Source organism: Denitrobaculum tricleocarpae (assembly GCF_007004665.1).
GTDB lineage: Bacteria > Pseudomonadota > Alphaproteobacteria > Kiloniellales > Kiloniellaceae > Denitrobaculum > Denitrobaculum tricleocarpae.
Genome location: NZ_ML660052.1, coordinates 167,767 through 184,667, shown reverse-complemented (window position 1 = coordinate 184,667; position 16,901 = coordinate 167,767). Strand labels below are relative to the sequence as shown.

At 60.5% G+C, this 16,901-nt stretch carries 16 protein-coding genes and 1 riboswitch; of the genes, 10 read left to right on the top strand and 6 right to left on the bottom strand.

Going from position 1 to position 16,901, the window contains the following annotated elements; translation table 11 throughout:
* The first annotated feature begins 68 nt into the window (after positions 1 to 68).
* Positions 69 to 455 (top strand): hypothetical protein, encoded by a 387-nt coding sequence (locus FKG95_RS00850; RefSeq protein ID WP_142894212.1) that lies wholly within the window; start codon positions 69 to 71, stop codon positions 453 to 455.
* A gap of 11 nt (positions 456 to 466) precedes the next feature.
* Here FKG95_RS00850 and FKG95_RS00845 read toward each other — a convergent pair whose 3' ends face one another.
* A complete protein-coding gene (locus FKG95_RS00845) occupies positions 467 to 1,354 on the bottom strand; it encodes a LysR substrate-binding domain-containing protein (protein WP_142894210.1) in 888 nt (295 codons plus the stop codon).
* A gap of 185 nt (positions 1,355 to 1,539) precedes the next feature.
* On the opposite strand from FKG95_RS00845, the gene FKG95_RS00840 reads away from it, so the two are divergent.
* From FKG95_RS00840 to FKG95_RS00830, 3 genes are all read left to right on the top strand, one after another.
* Complete coding sequence (locus FKG95_RS00840; RefSeq protein ID WP_218940032.1) at positions 1,540 to 2,478, top strand: ornithine cyclodeaminase family protein; 939 nt, start codon at positions 1,540 to 1,542, stop codon at positions 2,476 to 2,478.
* A 311-nt stretch (positions 2,479 to 2,789) separates the two neighbouring features.
* Positions 2,790 to 3,323 (top strand): RNA polymerase sigma factor, encoded by a 534-nt coding sequence (locus FKG95_RS00835; protein WP_142894208.1) that lies wholly within the window; start codon positions 2,790 to 2,792, stop codon positions 3,321 to 3,323.
* Positions 3,320 to 5,458, top strand: coding sequence for a vWA domain-containing protein (locus FKG95_RS00830; protein WP_142894205.1), 2,139 nt, complete (start codon positions 3,320 to 3,322; stop codon positions 5,456 to 5,458). Before FKG95_RS00835 ends, FKG95_RS00830 begins: the two co-directional genes overlap by 4 nt.
* 89 nt (positions 5,459 to 5,547) lie before the next feature.
* Here FKG95_RS00830 and FKG95_RS00825 read toward each other — a convergent pair whose 3' ends face one another.
* Both FKG95_RS00825 and FKG95_RS00820 read right to left on the bottom strand, forming a co-directional pair.
* On the bottom strand, positions 5,548 to 8,679 hold the full coding sequence (locus FKG95_RS00825) for an efflux RND transporter permease subunit (protein WP_142894203.1): 3,132 nt from the start codon (positions 8,677 to 8,679) through the stop codon (positions 5,548 to 5,550).
* Positions 8,676 to 9,839: an efflux RND transporter periplasmic adaptor subunit gene (locus FKG95_RS00820; protein WP_218940031.1), complete on the bottom strand. Its 1,164-nt coding sequence runs from the start codon at positions 9,837 to 9,839 to the stop codon at positions 8,676 to 8,678. Before FKG95_RS00820 ends, FKG95_RS00825 begins: the two co-directional genes overlap by 4 nt.
* A 440-nt stretch (positions 9,840 to 10,279) precedes the next feature.
* Between FKG95_RS00820 and FKG95_RS00815 the strand changes: the two genes are divergently transcribed.
* A complete protein-coding gene (locus FKG95_RS00815) occupies positions 10,280 to 10,870 on the top strand; it encodes a cytochrome b (RefSeq protein WP_142894200.1) in 591 nt (196 codons plus the stop codon).
* A 60-nt stretch (positions 10,871 to 10,930) separates the two neighbouring features.
* Here the strand turns inward: FKG95_RS00815 and FKG95_RS00810 are convergent, their stop codons facing one another.
* The 3 genes from FKG95_RS00810 to FKG95_RS00800 are packed head-to-tail and all read right to left on the bottom strand — an operon-like array spanning position 10,931 to position 13,032.
* Positions 10,931 to 11,848: a ChaN family lipoprotein gene (locus FKG95_RS00810; protein ID WP_142894198.1), complete on the bottom strand. Its 918-nt coding sequence runs from the start codon at positions 11,846 to 11,848 to the stop codon at positions 10,931 to 10,933.
* Between the two features lie 16 nt (positions 11,849 to 11,864).
* Positions 11,865 to 12,101 carry a DUF2798 domain-containing protein gene (locus FKG95_RS00805; RefSeq protein ID WP_142894196.1) on the bottom strand — a complete coding sequence of 79 codons (237 nt, stop codon included), beginning with the start codon at positions 12,099 to 12,101 and terminating at the stop codon, positions 11,865 to 11,867.
* A 4-nt stretch (positions 12,102 to 12,105) separates the two neighbouring features.
* On the bottom strand, positions 12,106 to 13,032 hold the full coding sequence (locus FKG95_RS00800; RefSeq protein ID WP_218940030.1) for a glutathione S-transferase family protein: 927 nt from the start codon (positions 13,030 to 13,032) through the stop codon (positions 12,106 to 12,108).
* 208 nt (positions 13,033 to 13,240) lie between these two features.
* Here FKG95_RS00800 and FKG95_RS00795 point away from each other — a divergent pair, with 208 nt between their 5' ends.
* From FKG95_RS00795 to FKG95_RS00775, 5 genes are all read left to right on the top strand, one after another.
* A complete protein-coding gene (locus tag FKG95_RS00795; protein WP_142894194.1) occupies positions 13,241 to 13,588 on the top strand; it encodes a hypothetical protein in 348 nt (115 codons plus the stop codon).
* 51 nt (positions 13,589 to 13,639) lie between these two features.
* Positions 13,640 to 13,891, top strand: coding sequence for a GIY-YIG nuclease family protein (locus tag FKG95_RS00790; protein WP_142894193.1), 252 nt, complete (start codon positions 13,640 to 13,642; stop codon positions 13,889 to 13,891).
* Between the two features lie 101 nt (positions 13,892 to 13,992).
* Positions 13,993 to 15,039 carry an L-glyceraldehyde 3-phosphate reductase gene (gene mgrA, locus FKG95_RS00785; RefSeq protein WP_142894190.1) on the top strand — a complete coding sequence of 349 codons (1,047 nt, stop codon included), beginning with the start codon at positions 13,993 to 13,995 and terminating at the stop codon, positions 15,037 to 15,039.
* 53 nt (positions 15,040 to 15,092) lie between these two features.
* The gene (locus FKG95_RS00780; RefSeq protein WP_142894188.1) at positions 15,093 to 16,070 is read left to right on the top strand and encodes a Gfo/Idh/MocA family protein; all 978 of its coding nucleotides are present in this window, start codon (positions 15,093 to 15,095) and stop codon (positions 16,068 to 16,070) included.
* A 30-nt stretch (positions 16,071 to 16,100) separates the two neighbouring features.
* Positions 16,101 to 16,727 (top strand): LysE family translocator, encoded by a 627-nt coding sequence (locus FKG95_RS00775; RefSeq protein WP_142894186.1) that lies wholly within the window; start codon positions 16,101 to 16,103, stop codon positions 16,725 to 16,727.
* A gap of 58 nt (positions 16,728 to 16,785) precedes the next feature.
* Positions 16,786 to 16,900, top strand: a riboswitch (TPP riboswitch).
* Position 16,901 lies beyond the last annotated feature (1 nt).

The window sequence follows — 16,901 nt, the reverse complement described above, 5'->3', positions numbered from 1 at the left end:
CGACGGCAATTTCGCCGCTGGAGGAATTGCGTGTCGTTCACGCGCGGGTCTATTAGAGATTAAACCAGATGGCGCCTACCCCGAGCCTCTTGTGGCTTCTTCTCGTCATTTTTGTTCTGACTGTCGCGGTGGTGTATTTTCTGCCACTCGCCTTTACCACCAACCGATATTTTCTCATCGTCTGGGCGACCATTGGCGTTGCGATCGCCTGTTTTAGCTGGGCTCATCTGACGCCGCCGTCATTGCTCGCAGATGGCGTTTATGATGCCGGCCATTCTCGGCTCCTAAGTTTTCTGGTTATCCAATGGTTGTTCGCGGCTCTTGCGCAATTCGCAGATAAATTTGCGAAACGCCGGCGTGTTAATCGGCGGTGGCTCATTGTGATCGGAACCTGGGTTCTGTCGCTTGCAGTGGTGCTGGGAATGATCTGGCTGGTAAATCTCGTTTCGATATAATGCGGTGGATCTTAGCCGCTGATCTGCGTCTGAAGCCACCGCCGAAAGCGCCTGGCGCCGGCGGACAGTTCCCGGTCGGAGGGATAGTTCAGAAAGTAGTGATTCCCCGTGTCGACGGTCACGTCGAAGGGCAGCAGCATTCGTCCGACCGCGAGGTCTTCCTCAACCAGGGTGCGGAAGAAGAGCGCAATGCCGTGCCCCTCCATTGCGATCCTTCGCAAGGCGTTGGAGTCGTCAATTTTTGTCGCCGCCGGAAGCCCGGAGAGAGTGGTCCCCGACGCTGCGAACCAGTCGGCCCAATCCTCTCTGCGGAACTCATAGAACAAAGGTTGCTTGATAAGATCGCCTGGTTTCAGCGTTTGTTTTCTGTTGCCGAAAAATTCCGGTGCGCAGACTGGCGTCAACGACCCATCCAGGATTTTTTCAGCCTCGACGCCGGGCCATTGGCCGTGGCCCCAGTTGATGCCGAGATCAATCTGGTCGCGGCGGTAATCCGGCGGTTCGTAGGAGTGGTGAAGCCGCAGGTCGATCCCAGGGTTTGCCTCGATGAAGCCCATGATCCGCGGCGTGAGCCAGGAGGCTGAGAAGAACGGCGCTACGCTGACCGTCAGAATTTTTTGCCCCGGTTGCGAAGAAACGTCCCGGACGCCCGCCTCCATGATATCCATGCCTTCGCGAAGGGCGACCGAGAGCCTACTTCCGGCCGGCGATAAGCTGTTATGGGTGGGGTGACGTTCGACAAGACGGACACCCAGTTCCTGCTCCAGCGCTCTCATCTGGCGGCTGATCGCGGCCTGCGTTACGCCGAGCTCCTGCGCCGCGCCCGTAAAGCTGAGGGTTCGCGCGACAGCTTCGAACGCGCGTAAAGCCGCAAAAGGGGGGAGATGGCGTTTCGGCACAACATTACCTGAGATTATGAGCTTGCGAAGTATAGTTGTTTGCTTGTCGCAGCGCCACGCGTCTTTATGAGGCACGGAAGAGTCAAGTATTTAACTTACAGCCAAATTCGAGAGTTATTCCAATGCCCCACTCTATGTCTCATCTGCGAAGCGCGGCCGAAATTGTCAAAGGCGACATAAAAGTTATGACGCTTAGCGAAACGGACGTGATGCAAAGACTGGATCATGAGGCCCTGCTGGATGGCCTTGCCGATGGCTTTCGTGCGGTGGCGCGTGGCGAAATTCAGGCGCCGGGGCGACCTGAGATCAGGGTTCCCGGCAAGGGTTTTCTCCTTGCAATGTCGGCCTGGCGCGAAGGTTCGTCCATGATGGTCAAGACGGTCTGCGTCTTCGAGGAGAACCTGCAGCGGAATCTCCCCAATCACCTGGCAATGATAAACCTCTTCGATCCTATTACGGGTCAGCCGCTTTGCGTCATGGATGGAACCTACATTACCGGCATTCGGACGGCTGCTGCCGCGGCCCTCTCGGTCCGCGAACTCTCTCGAAGGGACTCGAAAGTGGTGACCGTCGTCGGTGCGGGAGTCCAGGGACGGGAGCACTTGAGCCTCTTGCCTCTGGTGCGTGACTTTGACGAAATCATGATCTCGTCTTTGCGGTTCGGGGATGCCCAGGTCCTGGCGCGCCTTATTCCGGGTGTGAAGGCCGTTGAAGATCTCGAAGCAGCCGTGCGCCGGTCGGACGTCGTCTGCCTGGCAAGTCACGCTTACCAGCCCATTATCGAGCCGGAATGGGTTCAGCCGGGCACCCATGTGACCTCCGTCGGCTATGCGCCGCCTCTGGGAGAGCTGCCCGTCGCGCTTGCCCGCGATCATACGCTCTACGTTGAGGACGACGCGTCCTTCGAGCCGCCGCCGGTCGGGTGCGGTGAGCTGCAGGACATCGATCGCGGATCAGCCATAAGACTTGGCGATGCCCTGATTGGTCGGGCATCGTTGCGAACCGCAGAGGATGAAATCACGGTTTACAAGGCTATGGGGATTGCGATGGAGGATCTCGTTGCCGCGGAACTTGTTTACCGAAGTGCCCTGTCGGATGGCGTTTCGACCGCTGCGATCCTTTAAGCCATTCCGCTTACGGCATAACGGATGTGCCGTCTGCTTCGTGAACTCTTCTCTCCCGGAGCCACTCTCCAGCGGCGATCCGGGTGACAGCTGTTCCTGGCCACAATGCTTCATGCCAGGGCTCTTGTGCGGGTATTGTGGCGTTCGTGCCGCGTTTCACTGAAATTTATGCGGCGTGGTCTTTTCCGGTTTTTGGCGGATTTCCGGAATTTTTCTGGGTTCCGGAGCACGACGGTTGTCCGGCGACTCATTTTTTTCATGATTCCGCCAAGGATTTGCCGTTCTCCTGCGTCCAATAACTGAATATGCGGATGAACACGAGCGATAGCGAGCTGGCATTGCAGGCGGGCAATGGCGATTCGGCGGCCTTTCAGGTGCTGCTGGAGCGGCATTACGACGGCATTTACCGCATTGCCTACCGCTTCACCGGCGTGCGCGAGGACGCCGAGGATATCGCGCAGGCTGTCTGCACGTCTCTGGCCGTCAAGCTCCGGTCCTTCAAGGGCGAGGCCCGCTTTACCACCTGGCTCTATCGGATCGTCGTCAATGCGGCGCAGGATCTGCGCCGGCGGCAAGGCGCCACCAGCCGCCTGCATGCGGCCTACGGCGAGGTGTCAGAGCTGATGCGCGGCGCGGAAGCGGACGCCGCCCGGGAGTTGAACTGGCTTTACGATGCCTTGCAGCGGGTCGGGCAGGATTTGCGGGAGACCGCGGTGCTGGTTCTGGCGGAAGGCCTCACCCATGCAGAGGCGGCGGATATTTTGGAAATCAAGGAGTCGACAGTGTCCTGGCGCATGCATGAGTTGCGCAAAGAACTCAAAGCCATGGTGAAAGCGGAAGCATGAGCGACGAACTGGAAAGAATGAGAGGTGCCTTCCGGCACCAGAAGTCCGTCCGGCCCGACGCCGCCGCGCGGCAGACAGCCCTGCGCGCGGCCATGGACGCGTTTCAAAAAGATAATTCAGAGGTCCGCCAAGGAACCGGCATCGGCGCGCGTCTTAGAGAGCGAAGCATGAATTTGCTGACCGCACTCAAGAGGAAACCGATGATGAACTTTGCCCATTTAAATCTGAGATACACCCTGGCGGGCGGCGTAAGCCTTGCCGTCCTGGCCTTTGTCGTCGTGAATGTCGAACAGATCGAGCATGCCTTGATCGATACCGCCTCGGAATACGAAATCGATGAAGCGCGCTTCCCAGCCGCTAGGGAAAAGGTGGCGGCTGTGCCCGCCGCCGAACCGGCAGCCAAGCCCGCGCCCACGCCAGAGCACGCGCCGACGCTAGAACCGGAGCTGGCGCCAGAGCCGGAGCCGGAGATCCAGGGACTGGCTGATCAATCCGCACCATCGCCTGCCGCATCAAAGCCTAAGGCCAGTCAGGAAGCTTTGGCCAGGGGTGCTCCGCCGCCCTCGACGGTCGGCCCCGCAACTGGACAGGCCGTTATCGAAGAGAGGGTGCAGCGTTTTGTCTTTACCCCTCAACAGGCGCCCAGCCAGGGCATTCGAAAGAGCAACGAGGTCGTGATCCCGCAGTATCAGGATCAGGGTCGCGACAGCTTCTCTAACATCGTTCCCAATCCGCTGAAGCTGGTGACCCAGTACCCGGTCTCGACCTTCTCGGTTGATGTGGATACGGCCTCATACGCCTTCGTGCGCGGCGCTTTGAACCGGGGGGTGCTGCCGCAGAAAGATGCGGTTCGTGTCGAGGAGTTGATCAACTATTTTGATTACAATTACCAGGCGTCGGACAGCCGCGAGGAACCTTTCAAGGCGAATGTCTCGATCATGCCGTCGCCCTGGAATCTGGACCGGAAGCTTCTGCGGATCGGTATCAAGGGTTACGAGTTACCCAAGACGGAGGCGCCGAGAGCCAACCTGGTCTTTCTGATCGATACCTCGGGCTCGATGAACGCGCCCGATAAGCTGCCGCTGCTGCGCAACTCCTTCAAGCTGCTCCTGTCCTCGCTCAAGCCTGACGATACCGTGGCGATTGTCGCCTATGCAGGCTCGGCCGGAACGGTTCTGGAACCAACGCAGGCGGCTGATAAAAACAAGATCCTCGCGGCCCTAGACCGCCTCAGCGCCGGCGGATCGACGGCGGGCGCTGAAGGAATCCGGCAGGCCTATCAGCTTGCCGAGCGTCAGCTCGATGAAAGCGGCGTCAACCGGGTGATCCTGGCAACCGATGGCGATTTCAACGTGGGTATTTCGGACCCGGATGAGCTGAAGAGCTTTGTTGAGCGCAAGCGCAAGACCGGTGTCACCCTCTCGGTCCTGGGGTTCGGTCATGGCAATTACAATGACGAACTGATGCAGACCCTGGCCCAGAACGGCAATGGAAACGCCGCTTACATCGACACGCTCAGTGAGGCCCGCAAGGTGTTGGTTGAAGAGGCCGGTTCCACGCTCTTTACCATCGCCAAGGACGTGAAGCTGCAACTGGAGTTCAACCCGGCCATGGTCAGCGAGTATCGCCTGATCGGCTATGAAACGCGCATGCTGAACCGGGAAGACTTCAATAATGACAAAGTTGATGCCGGTGATATCGGCGCCGGCCACAGAGTGACGGCGCTATATGAAGTCACGCCGACCGGTTCGTCCGCGCAACAGGTCGACGATCTTCGCTACCAGTCCGACCGCGCGGAGACGGAAACCGACCAGAGCGACGAATATGGGTTCCTGAAGATCCGTTACAAATTGCCGGACAGCGACAGCAGCACCCTGATTTCGACGGCCATCACCAAGGACGCGGAAGTCTCTTCGATTGCGCAGGCGCCCCAGTCCACGCGCTTTGCCGCCGCTGTTGCCGGTTTTGGGCAGATCCTGCGCGGCGGCCGCTACACGGGCGATTTCTCCCATGACGACGTGATCGCTCTGGCGCTCTCCGCCAAAGGCGAAGATCCCTTCGGTTACCGGGCGGAATTCATCAATCTGGTGCGCCTCGCCAAATCAGCTGCGGCGATCGAGCCGCAACGGCAATAGCCGAAGATTGAGGCGCCCGGCACACTTCAATGCCGGGCGCCTCAATCGCTTTCTCATCGTTCGATGACTTTACGGGCCCAAACGGGGGACTACTCGGCTGCGACGGCTTCGGGGTGACCGAGATCCTTCAATTCGGTCTCAATCAGCTTTTCGATGCGGGAGCGGGGTGTGGTGAAGCGGGCCAGCAGGTTGTAGAGGACAGGCGTGAGGAAGAGGGTGAGAGTGCCCGAGAGCATAAGTCCGCCAACGATAACCGTGCCGATTGCCATCCGGCTTTCCGCGCCCGCGCCACTTGCCAGAACCAGTGGAACGGCGCCCAGAATCGTGGATATCAACGTCATTACGATGGCCCGCAGGCGCAGCACGGTGGCTTCCAGCGCCGCATCGCGCACGCTCATCCCCTGATCACGCAGCTGGTTGGCGAATTCCACGATCAGAATTCCGTTCTTGGCCATTAGTCCGACCAACAGGATGATGCCGATCTGACTGTAGATATTTAGCGTGATCCCCGTGGCCGCCAGCGAGAAAACGGCCCCGGCGACACCCAGTGGTACCGTCAGCATAATCACCAGCGGGTGCACAAAGCTCTCGAACTGTGCGGCGAGTACCAGAAATACGATAAGAAGCGCGAGCAAAAAGGTGGTCGTGGCACCGCTGGAGGTTTCCCTGAACTGCAGCGACTGGCCGGCAAGCCCGATTTGCGCTTCGCTGGGGAGCGTGTCCGCGGCGGCCTGCTCCATGAAGGCGATGGCCTCGCCCAGGGTAAAGCCCTCGGCAAGCGATCCGGTCACCTGGATCGATGGCAGCCTGTCATAGCGCCGCAATTCGGCTGCCGCCGCGACCATATCCGCATCGATCAGCGCGCTGAGGGGCACCAGGGAGGTTCCGTCTCCCGCGCGAATGAAGATGAAATCGATGTCCGATGGCGAGACGCGGTCACTGTCTTCGGCCTGCAGGAGAACCGGGTACTCGCGGCCCCGGTCCACGAACTGCGTGACCTCGCTGGAGGCCAACAGGGTTTGCAGTGTGGAGGCGATGGTATCCACGTTGATGCCCAGGTCGTCGGCACGCTCGCGATCGACGGAGATGTCGATCTGCGGCTGGTTCTCCTCGTAGTCCATCTCCATATTTTCCAGGCCGGGATTATTCTGCGCGATGGCGAGCAGATCGCTGGCCCAGGTCTTTACGCTATCGAAATCCGGTCCACTGACCACGATGCGCAAGGGCGTGCGGCTTCCGCGCAGACCTAGCCCCGCCGGTGTAATAGGGCGGCCCCGGGCGGAGGTGATCTCACGCATGTTCGGGCTGATCGCCGCGGCCACATCGCGGTGGGAGCGCTCGCGCTCAGCCCAATCCGAGAGGCGGAGCACCACAAAGGCGCGGTTCTGATTGCCCCAACTCCCGCTATAGGTAAAAACGGTCTCAATGTCACCAGAAGCGCGGAGAGGCTCGACGATCCGCTCGACCTGCTGCGTCGCTGAGTCGGTGAAACCGACGGTACTGCCCTGCGGCGCTGAGAGAGGCACGAAGACCACGCCGCGATCCTCGCTGGGGCTGAGTTCTTGCGGCAGACCCTGATAAACAGCGAAGCCGACCCCTGCGATCGCCAGAGCCAGACTGATCACGACGATGGGGACGCCGACGGCAAAACTAACAGCTGCACGGAAGCCACGAACGAACACTCCTTCCTGTTCGGACGCGTCCGTGCTCCGGGGCAGCGCCATCACCTTTTCAGAGGCGGGTTTCGGGCCGCGCAGAAGCTTCGAGGCCAGGGCCGGACAGGCCGTGAGGGCCACGAAGGTAGAGATCAGCACCGCGCTCGCCATGACAAAGCCGAACTCGATAAAGAGGCGGCCAACCTGTCCCTGGAGAAAAGACAAGGGAACGAACACGGCGATCAGGGTGATCGAGGTGGCGATGACCGCGAAGGTAACCTGACGCGCGCCGAGCACGCTTGCTTTGAGCAGGCTCTCACCCTGGTCGAGACGTCTTTGAATGTTCTCGAGAACCACGATCGCGTCATCCACCACCAGGCCGATGGCCAGCAGCAGCGCGAGCAATGTGAGCACGTTGATGGAAAAGCCCATGGCGCCGATCAGCGCCAGCGTTCCGATGAGCGCGACGGGAATGGTGATTGCGGGTATCAGCGTTGCCCGCCAGGAGCGCAGAAATACAAGGATGACACCCACGACCAGAGCCAGCGAGATGCCGAGCGCCGTCAGGACTTCCTGGATCGACGCACCGACAAATATGGCATCGTCCGATCCCACTTCGATCGCCATGCCCGCCGGCAGGCCGTCCGACATCGCTTCAATGGCATCGCGCACGCCGTTGGAGATGGCGATGGTGTTGGACTGACTCTGGCGGATCACCGCGAGACCGACTGCCGTCACCCCGTTGTTGCGCACGATGGTGCTGTCGTCGGAGACCCCCGCCACCACGCGCGCCAGGTCGCCGAGGCGGATCGGATGGCCCGCAATCCGGTCGATAACCACATTGGCGAAGGCCTCGACCGTCGGAATGCGGCTGTTCAGACGGACGGTGAGCTGACGCGCAGCGGTCTCGAGTTCACCCGCGGGAAGTTCGACATTGGCGCGCTGGAGCGCCGTCTCGATGTCGGCCACGGTCAGATTGCGGGCTGCCATCGCGCGGCGGTCCAGCCAGATCCTGACCGCCATGGGACGGTCGCCGTAAAGATCGACACTGGCGACCCCCGGCACCGTCGACAAGCGGTCGACGATGTAGCGGTCCACATAGTCGGTGATTTCGGCGGCGGTCATATTAGGGTTGACCACGGCAAGACGCATGACCGGATCGTCGTCGGCGTCATTCTTGATGACCCGGGGTTCATCCACATCCTCGGGGAGTTCGGCACGGACCTGTGCGACAGCGTCGCGCACATCGTTCGCCGCTTCGTCGATGTCGCGGTCCACTTCAAATTCGATGGTAATGCTGCTGCTGCCGCGGCGGCTCCGGGAAGTGATGGTCTTGACCCCGGCGATGCCGGCCATGGAACTCTCCAGCACCTCGGTGATATCCGTGTCGACGATTTCGGGAGCCGCGCCGGTGTAAGCCGTGCGCACCGAAACCACCGCGGCATCGATATCAGGCAGCTCGCGGATCGGCAGCTGACTCAGGGCACCGAAACCGAACACGATGATGAGAAGACTGGCAACGGCTGCCAAAACCGGGCGCCGGATCGCGATGTCCGAGAGTGTCATGAGCTTCGCTGCCCTGCCGTGCCGGATGAAGGGGCAGGTTGACGGGCGGCGCCGGCCGGCGGCTGTAGATCCTCTCCGCCATCGGGAGGCGGTCTGACGAGAACATCCACGGGAATGCCGTCGCGCAAGGATTGGATCCCTCGCGAAACGACGACTTCCCCAGCCGCTATTCCAGACACCACCTCAACCATGCCGTCCCGGCGTGCACCAGCGGTAATGCGCCGTTGTACTGCCTTTCCGTTCTCGACGATGAAGAGATAGGCGTTTCCACCCTGGACCAGGATTGCCTCTTCCCGCACGATCACGGCATCACGCGCGCCCATCGCAAGACTGAGGCGCATGAACATACCTGCCGGCAGTTCCCGCTTTTCGTTGGGGAGTCGGGCACGGAGCTTAAAAGCGCGCGACGTCTGATCGATACGGCTGTCCACCGCGACGACGGTTCCGGTAAAACTGCGCCCTGGAAAGGCGGCGGCAACCGCTGTCACAGCCTGACCTTCCTCAATCTGCCCATAGACTGTTTCCGGCAGGCTGAATTCGATCTCCACCGCGGAGAGATCATCAAGGCTGGTGAGCACGGAATCCGTATCGACACGCGCGCCAAGATCGATTGCTTTGATCCCCAAAACGCCGGAAAAGGGCGCACGGACGACACGATCATCGAGCCGCCGCTGCGCCCGCTCTTGCGTTGCCCGCGCGATGGCCGTCTCCGCGCGCACCTGGTCGATGGTTGCCCGGCTGACGGTTTTGCTCTGGAAAAGCGTTTCAGCGCGTGCGAGGGCAGCCGACTTTTCATCAAGTGTTGCTTGCGCCTCGGTCAGTGTCGCCTGCTCGATTTCATCATCCAGCCGGGCAAGCAGCTGACCAGCCTCAACCTCGCGGCCAGCAACGATATCAATCTCCACAATGCGTCCTTCGGCATCGGGGACGATGTCGATGGAGCGCAGAGCCCGCGTTGTTCCAACCGCCTCCAAAATCCTGGCGAGCTTCCGGCTTTCGGCGGGCGCGACCTCGACAGCGATGCTCCGGGTGGCAGCTTGCGTCGTGTGGCCCTTTGACTCCGCCGAAGCGAGAAGCGCCTGCTGGTAATAGACGTAACCGCCGAGCGCGAGGCCGGCGAGGACTGTGACAAACAAGATCTGACGCAGAATGACCATCATCTCTCACCCCGCGTAGGGCCGCCGATTGCATTGCGCAGCTTCAAAGTCAGGTCTCCAAGAGCTCTCGGTTTTCGAACGACGCCGCGGCGATCTCTTCTCGGCGCTGCGAGCGCAGTGTGGTCTGCGGAGTGTGTCGGGTTCGAACTGTTAACGCAGTTTAGGTCGGAATACTCGACAGGATTACAAGACTTTACCCCACCACGGCGACAGTCTCAGCCGAAAAAGTGTCGCAAAATGTAACAGCGCTCGAATTTGTGACAAACGGCGACAAACTCACTGCCGGATGGTTCTTCTCCCGGCCAGAACAGCATCCATCTATCGGTATGGGAGCGAGACTTTAGGGAACGGCTATGCGCGTCAAAGCAAGAGTCCGTTGACCTGACGACCGTGAATATCCGCCCTTCTTAATTTCCCAAGGCAAACATCGGGAGATCTCAACTATGCAAAGAAACGCGACATATGGTTTCACGTCCCGCGTCAATCACTGGGTGATTGCAGCTGTGATGATCGGCATGCTGGGTTTCGGCCTTTATCTCGCGTACGGTGAGTTACCGCGCGACGAACGAGGGGACTTGATTGCCATTCACAAGTCCATTGGGGTTCTGGCGCTCGGCTTTGGCCTATGGCGCGTCCTCTGGCGGGTCGTGAGAGGGTTTCCAGCGGCCGTAGCGGGTATGCCCGCATGGCAGGAGAGGGCATCGAAGGTCGCCCATTGGGCTCTCTTGGCTAGTGTTCTACTCATGCCGCTATCGGGTGTCGTCGCGTCTTTATTTCGTGGTCGGCCGGTGGAGGTCTTCGGCTGGTTTACGATCCCCGCTCAGGCAGAAGTGACTTGGCTGGCTTCGCTCGGCTCTGGGATACATCAGTTTGCGGGCTATGCACTCGTCGCTCTTGTGGTCATACACATCGCTGCCGCGTTGAAGCATCATGTCTACGATCGTGATCCAACCCTCAAGCGCATGCTGAGCAGTGCGTCCCTGGCTCGCGGGATCGGAGACAACCGGCAGGGCTCTGATGGACTCAAGCTTTGAACAAGCCAATCTGTCTGTTCTGCTTGTGAGTTCTCGCAACGAGAGGTGACCCGAATTTGGCTAAGTTGAGGACTTGCGGAAGGCTTCACAGGGATCCTTTTCGTCAACCCGGGCGGTAAACCAGACGTAGTCGAACTGCTCAGGATCGAAGGACGGATAAGCCTCGGGATCAGCCACGTCCCGGACCACTTCGACAGCGGCCAAAGCAAGCATTTCATCCTCCAGCGGCAGGAGGTGCCAGGGCACGCCGCGGTCTCTGCGGACATGCTCGGCACCGGCAATCAGAATCGCACCATCCTCGGCGCCTTCATCGCGCATGACCTTTGCAATCCAGGCATCTCGCAGCCTCTGAACATCAGCCATGGCCGGCAAGACCTTCTCGGGCAGCATGCCGCAGTGGGAAAGCGCCAGAAGCTCCATCAGTCGGCGGCGCTGGTCATCGTTGTAGTCCCGCGACCATCCTATGTCCGCGGCGGTATCGGCATCCAGCGACCCGCCTTTGCCCAGGTTGCGCCTGACCGCAGGCGGGGCATCGCCCGCAGCCATGGTCATCCCATACTTCAGTGCCTGTTCGGCGATGGGTTGATACTCCGGCCAGCTCGGCCAGCCACGCTGTTCCCACTGAATGGCATCACCCAGGCCGTCCACCTGCTCAGCGGTCGCCGCCTTCAAAACCGCATCGTGTTCAGGTTGCGCCATTTCCCACACAAGCGCAGGGCGGCGTTCCCGTTCTCCCACAGCCCCGACGACCTCGGCCTGAATCCGGTGATGCTCTGCGTTATCGTGCTTTTCTCCAAGCAGGATCCAGCGCGCTTCCGCCGCCGCGGCGAAGAGTTCTTCAGGGCTGGCCTGGCGCTTCTCGCCGACGTGCCACAGCGTGCCGGCCAGAGGATGGTCCGTGAGCAATTCGGCGGGTTCCGCGCGTAGAGTGAGTGACCAGAAAGGCAGAAAGAGGCAGCACAGAAGCAGCTTTTTCATGAGATCTCTCTTTACATCAACCCGTTATCACCAAACGATGGACGATCCGCCGGACAAGCGGTGCGACCACCAGGACCGCCGGGAAGGCGACGAGCCAGGATGAAAACCAGTTCTCCATCCAGATGCCGAACAACCCTGGCTCGATCCCGACCGTCAGAACACTGGCGATCAGAGTGACCAGACAGGACATGAACCCCGATAGCAACAGTCCGAAGACAAGGGATTCGAAACGCTGTGGAATGAAGGGTTTCATTGCTTCACACCCGCGTCACACGATATCCGACACGGGGGAAGTGAATACAGATTTTGCCGACCTCGGCTGCTTCATGGTCGATCGCGATGCGGTCGCGCTCGACAAGATGCACAGGCCCCTCGACGCCGGTCTCACCGCCGTCCACGTCCGCGACGATACTCACCCTGTCGCCGACTTGAAGCTCAAGCGGGTCCAGCGGATCAACGCCCTCCGGCGTGATCGTCTCAGCTGCTTTTGCGATCTCTAAAGCCTCCTCGCCGGTCATGTCACTTGGCTCACCGTGGCCCAAGGCCGCGACACGTTTTTCCCAGGCTTCCAGTGCGGGGAATTGGCTCAGAAACTCCGGTCCCCTGGACCAACGGCCGCGGATGAACCAGACATGGTAGTAGGCGACGGCATCGGGTAGGCCGGGATGATCCCCCAGCATGAATTTGCGGCCACCGCTCAAACGTTGATCCATCCAGCCAAGCTGCGGCCTGACCTGCGAGATGACATGTGCGAGGTCGGCTTTAACCGCCTGCAAATCCGCGTTGGGGCCCAGATACAGGCGCCCGCGGTCTTTGGCGAAGGCTTCAGGCAGCTCATCGGCGGCCGCCCCCAGAACCAGCTTGACCGTGGTGTCGAAGAGGACGCCGTCGGTCCAGCGGCTCACGCCCCAGACCATGCCGTCCGCGCCACCGGGATAAAAGGTCGGCTCGGGAAAACGGCGCTCAAGCTCTCGCAGAATACACTGGCTGTCACAATAAACATCGGCGCCGATCTGCATCACAGGCGCGCGCCGATAGCCGCCGGTCAGAGGCATCAGAAGCGGTTTGGGCGGGATGCGCGGCACCTCGACGGAACGCCAGGCCAGGTTCTTGATGCCGAAGCCGACCCGGACCTTTTCCGACACCGGAGACTGGGGATAGGCATGAAAGATAATCTGATCCAAGGTTCGTTCCTTCTCTGAGCGGCGATTTATCGGCGATGAGCTCCGCAAGTCTTTTTTGCATTGACCGGGGCAGCCGTTACAATGTCCGCACGACAAACCAGAATTTCAAGATTTGCAAGCCTGGCTTAGTTCCCGGTGACCGGGTTTCGTTCAATCAAGCGTGAACGATTGCCATGCCTGCATGATAGCCAACTTTGACAGGTTAGCCATGCCACCGAAGAAAAACCCGCTCAAACTCAACAAACTGCAATTGCGGACTCTGGCTCTGGCGCAGGTTCTTGCACGAGATCCCGGCATGGCACAACGGGACGAAGCAACCGGCGAGGCCGCCCTGCTGCAACTGCCGCACGCCCACGGCAACCATCTGCATGTTGGAGACTTCACCATCTCGACACGGGATGCCAGTGGTCTCACCAATCCGGCGGTTTGGTCGGCGCTAACCCGCAAGGGGCTGACCCACAACAACAACCCCATGGCGGTCGCGACCTTAACTGCCGATGGCCTGGCCTATGACACCGGTCTCGGCCATCGCTTCATGACCCCTTCAGACCACTAAAAATCCCTCGTATCACTAAAATGTAGCGGCAGTTCACGGGTTTCTGAAGGGATGTCCTGTTTCGTTTATGTTATTGGAACTGATGATGGGAAAGGCAGGCGGACCTACGTCGGCTGGACCAACAACCTCGAAAAACGCGTCGAAAGACACAACGCGGGCACCGGCGCGAAATCGACGCGCGGCCGCCAATGGAAGCTGATCTATGCCGAGCGTTATCAAACCCGCGGGGAAGCCATGAGCCGGGAGTGGCATCTGAAACGGGATCGTTCCTTTCGCCGGATACTCGCCCCGGCGCCGGGATAAATTCGGGTTGGTATAACATCCGATAGCCGGACGAGAATTCCGGCCAAATCAGAGAGTCAGATCGAGCGTCGTTCCAAAGGACGCTCTCAGGAGGAAAGCACATGAGTTACCTGCCCGCCGAAAACCGCTACGAGAAGATGATTTACAATCGCTGCGGCAAAAGCGGTCTGCGGCTGCCGGCGATCTCTCTCGGGCTCTGGCACAACTTCGGCGACAATGCGCCGCGCGACAACGCTTTAGAGATCTGCCGCACGGCCTTCGATCTCGGCATCACCCACTTCGACCTCGCCAACAACTACGGGCCCCCTCCGGGCTCAGCGGAAGAGAACTTCGGCGATATGCTGCGCACGGATTTCGCCAATTACCGCGACGAAATGGTGATTTCGACCAAGGCCGGTTATCTCATGTGGCCCGGTCCTTACGGCGAATGGGGCAGCCGCAAGTATGTCCTCGCCAGTTTGGACCAGAGCCTGCTGCGCATGGGGCTCGATTACGTCGATATCTTCTATTCCCACCGTTTCGACCCCGACACGCCGCTGGAAGAAACCATGGGCGCGTTGGATACCGCGGTGCGCCAGGGCAAAGCGCTCTACGCCGGTATCTCCTCCTACAACGCCCAGCGTACCCGAGAGGCCGCCAAAATCCTGCGCGATCTGGGCACGCCCTGCCTGATTCACCAGCCGAGCTACTCCATGATCAACCGCTGGATCGAGGAAGACGGCCTGCTCGATACTCTGGACGAGGAAGGTATCGGCTCGATCATCTTCTCGCCGCTGGCCCAGGGCATGTTGAGCGACAAGTATCTGAAGGGCGTGCCGGAAGACAGCCGCGCCGCCAAGGGCGGGGCCCTGCGTCCGGCCTTCCTGACCGAAGACAATCTGACCCGGATTCGCGCTCTCAACAAGATCGCCAAAAAACGCGGCCAGACCCTGGCCCAGATGGCCATCGCCTGGGCCCTGCGTGGCGGACGCGTGACGACCGCGCTGATCGGTGCCAGCAAGCCCGAGCAGGTCCGCAACTCGGTAGAAGCTCTCGATAATCTGGAGTTCTCGGACAAGGAACTGAAGGAAATCGACCGCTATGCCGTCGAGGGCGGCGTGAATCTCTGGGCTGCATCAGCCGAACGCCAAGGCCCCGCCCGGAAGTGAACCCAACGCGGGCAAGAAGCCCTGATCAAGCGTAAACAAGGTAAGGAAAGCAGATGTCGGCCAAACACAAAACCCCACCCACTCACAAAATCGCTGTGATCGGCCTGGGGATCATGGGGCGGCGTCTGCTGGCCAACCTGCGCAACCATGTCGCCTTCGAGCCGGTCGCGGTCTGGGACCCTTCGAGCGAAGCCTGCAACAAGGCGCGCGAAGAAGCGCCCGAGGTACCGGTCGTAGGATCCGCAGAGGAAGCCATGGCCGCGGCGGAGGTCGTCTACCTCGCCTGCCCGCCGGTCCCGCGCAAAGCCTATGCCCTGACCGCTGCCGCCGCCGGAAAGGCCGTCTTTCTGGAAAAACCGCTCGGGATCGACATCGAGGAGAGCCGGGATCTGGTTGTGCACCTGGAGCAAGCCATGGTGCCCGCCGCCGTCAACTTCACCCAGGCGGCCGGGCGGGCGCTTTCCGAGATCCAGCGCGCCAAGAAAGCAGGAGAAATGGGTAAACTGGAAGGCGTTGATATCGTCGTCACCTATCCGGCCTGGCCGCGCGCCTGGCAGGTCGATGCCGACTGGCTGCGGTTCCGGGCCGAGGGCGGCTTTACCCGTGAAGTCATTTCACACTTTGTATTTTTCAGTGAGCGGGTGATCGGCCCGACCAGGCTGGTCGCTGCCCATCCCAGTTATCCGGTGGACGGAGACCTCTGCGAAACCCACGTCCTGGCGCGGCTCGAGAATGCCCAGGGCGTCCCTGTAACGATCCTGGGCTCGGTCGGCGGCACGCAACCGGACCGGCAGGAGGTGACGGTCAAAGGTTCGGAGCGCAGTTACCGGGTCTCGGAGTTCTATCAACTCTGGTCTTCGGAAGGAGAAGACTTTAGGGAGGTATTGCAACGTCCCGCCGATCCCCGGCGCGACAGTCTTCAGCGGCAGCTCAACGAACTGGACAACTGCCTGCAGCGGGAACCGCACCTCCTGGCGACGCCTGCCGAGGCCCTCAGCGTTCAGGAGAAGATCGAGACGATCCTGGCGTAACAACATATTTGCTCAGCAAGGCTCAGAGACATGATCGATCCGGCCCAGCTTCTCATTTTCATTCCCGCCGCCCTGGCACTCAACATGACGCCCGGCAGCGATATGCTCTTTTGCCTGGGACAAGGTTTGAAATCCGGACCGCGAGCCGGCGTCGCGGCGAGCCTGGGCGTCGCCACAGGTTCCTTCGTTCACTCGCTGCTCGCCGCTTTCGGGTTAGCCGCGTTGCTCGCGGCCTATCCTTTCGCTTTCGAGATCGTGCGCTGGGCCGGTGTGAGCTATCTGGTCTGGCTGGCGATCCAGGCGGTCCGCAGCCGCAATGCACCTCTGTCGGCTGCGCAGGTTGGATCAGGCGGTGTCTTCGCCGCCTGGCGCGACGGCGCAATCGTGAACCTCTTCAATCCCAAAGTGGCGATCTTCATCCTTGCTTTCGTCCCGCAGTTTGTGGACCCCTCGCGCGGGTCGACAATCCTCCAGTTCCTGATCTTCGGCGCGATCCTGAACGTCGGTGGTACGGTGATCAACGGGGTTGTCGGCGGCTTCTCCGGCGGGATCGGGCGCACACTGGCGTCGAGTGCGAAACTCATGGCCGTCTATCGCTGGCTGACCTGCTGCATCTTCCTCGGGCTCGCCGCGAAGCTGGCCTTCGACCGCCGCTGAATCGCGACGGCAAACATACAAATCTCTGGAACTGCATGCGCTTGCGTGATATCGATTTAGTCATTCCTAGGGGTGTCCTTTTGGCAAAGGACTGAGATGGCGCTGTTGCCGCGTCGGACTCTTAGAACCTGATCCGGGTCATGCCGGCGAAGGGAGTGGAGTCTCAATGTCACA

Bases quoted from the DNA above. Each gene is read 5' to 3' on its own strand.
- FKG95_RS00850 (WP_142894212.1), top strand. From the start codon at position 69: ATGGCGCCTACCCCGAGCCTCTTGTGGCTTCTTCTCGTCATTTTTGTT.
- FKG95_RS00840 (WP_218940032.1), top strand. From the start codon at position 1,540: ATGACGCTTAGCGAAACGGACGTGATGCAAAGACTGGATCATGAGGCC.
- FKG95_RS00835 (WP_142894208.1), top strand. From the start codon at position 2,790: ATGAACACGAGCGATAGCGAGCTGGCATTGCAGGCGGGCAATGGCGAT.
- FKG95_RS00830 (WP_142894205.1), top strand. From the start codon at position 3,320: ATGAGCGACGAACTGGAAAGAATGAGAGGTGCCTTCCGGCACCAGAAG.
- FKG95_RS00825 (WP_142894203.1), bottom strand. From the start codon at position 8,679: ATGACACTCTCGGACATCGCGATCCGGCGCCCGGTTTTGGCAGCCGTT.
- FKG95_RS00820 (WP_218940031.1), bottom strand. From the start codon at position 9,839: ATGATGGTCATTCTGCGTCAGATCTTGTTTGTCACAGTCCTCGCCGGC.
- FKG95_RS00815 (WP_142894200.1), top strand. From the start codon at position 10,280: ATGCAAAGAAACGCGACATATGGTTTCACGTCCCGCGTCAATCACTGG.
- FKG95_RS00810 (WP_142894198.1), bottom strand. From the start codon at position 11,848: ATGAAAAAGCTGCTTCTGTGCTGCCTCTTTCTGCCTTTCTGGTCACTC.
- FKG95_RS00805 (WP_142894196.1), bottom strand. From the start codon at position 12,101: ATGAAACCCTTCATTCCACAGCGTTTCGAATCCCTTGTCTTCGGACTG.
- FKG95_RS00795 (WP_142894194.1), top strand. From the start codon at position 13,241: ATGCCACCGAAGAAAAACCCGCTCAAACTCAACAAACTGCAATTGCGG.
- FKG95_RS00790 (WP_142894193.1), top strand. From the start codon at position 13,640: ATGTCCTGTTTCGTTTATGTTATTGGAACTGATGATGGGAAAGGCAGG.
- mgrA (WP_142894190.1), top strand. From the start codon at position 13,993: ATGAGTTACCTGCCCGCCGAAAACCGCTACGAGAAGATGATTTACAAT.
- FKG95_RS00780 (WP_142894188.1), top strand. From the start codon at position 15,093: ATGTCGGCCAAACACAAAACCCCACCCACTCACAAAATCGCTGTGATC.
- FKG95_RS00775 (WP_142894186.1), top strand. From the start codon at position 16,101: ATGATCGATCCGGCCCAGCTTCTCATTTTCATTCCCGCCGCCCTGGCA.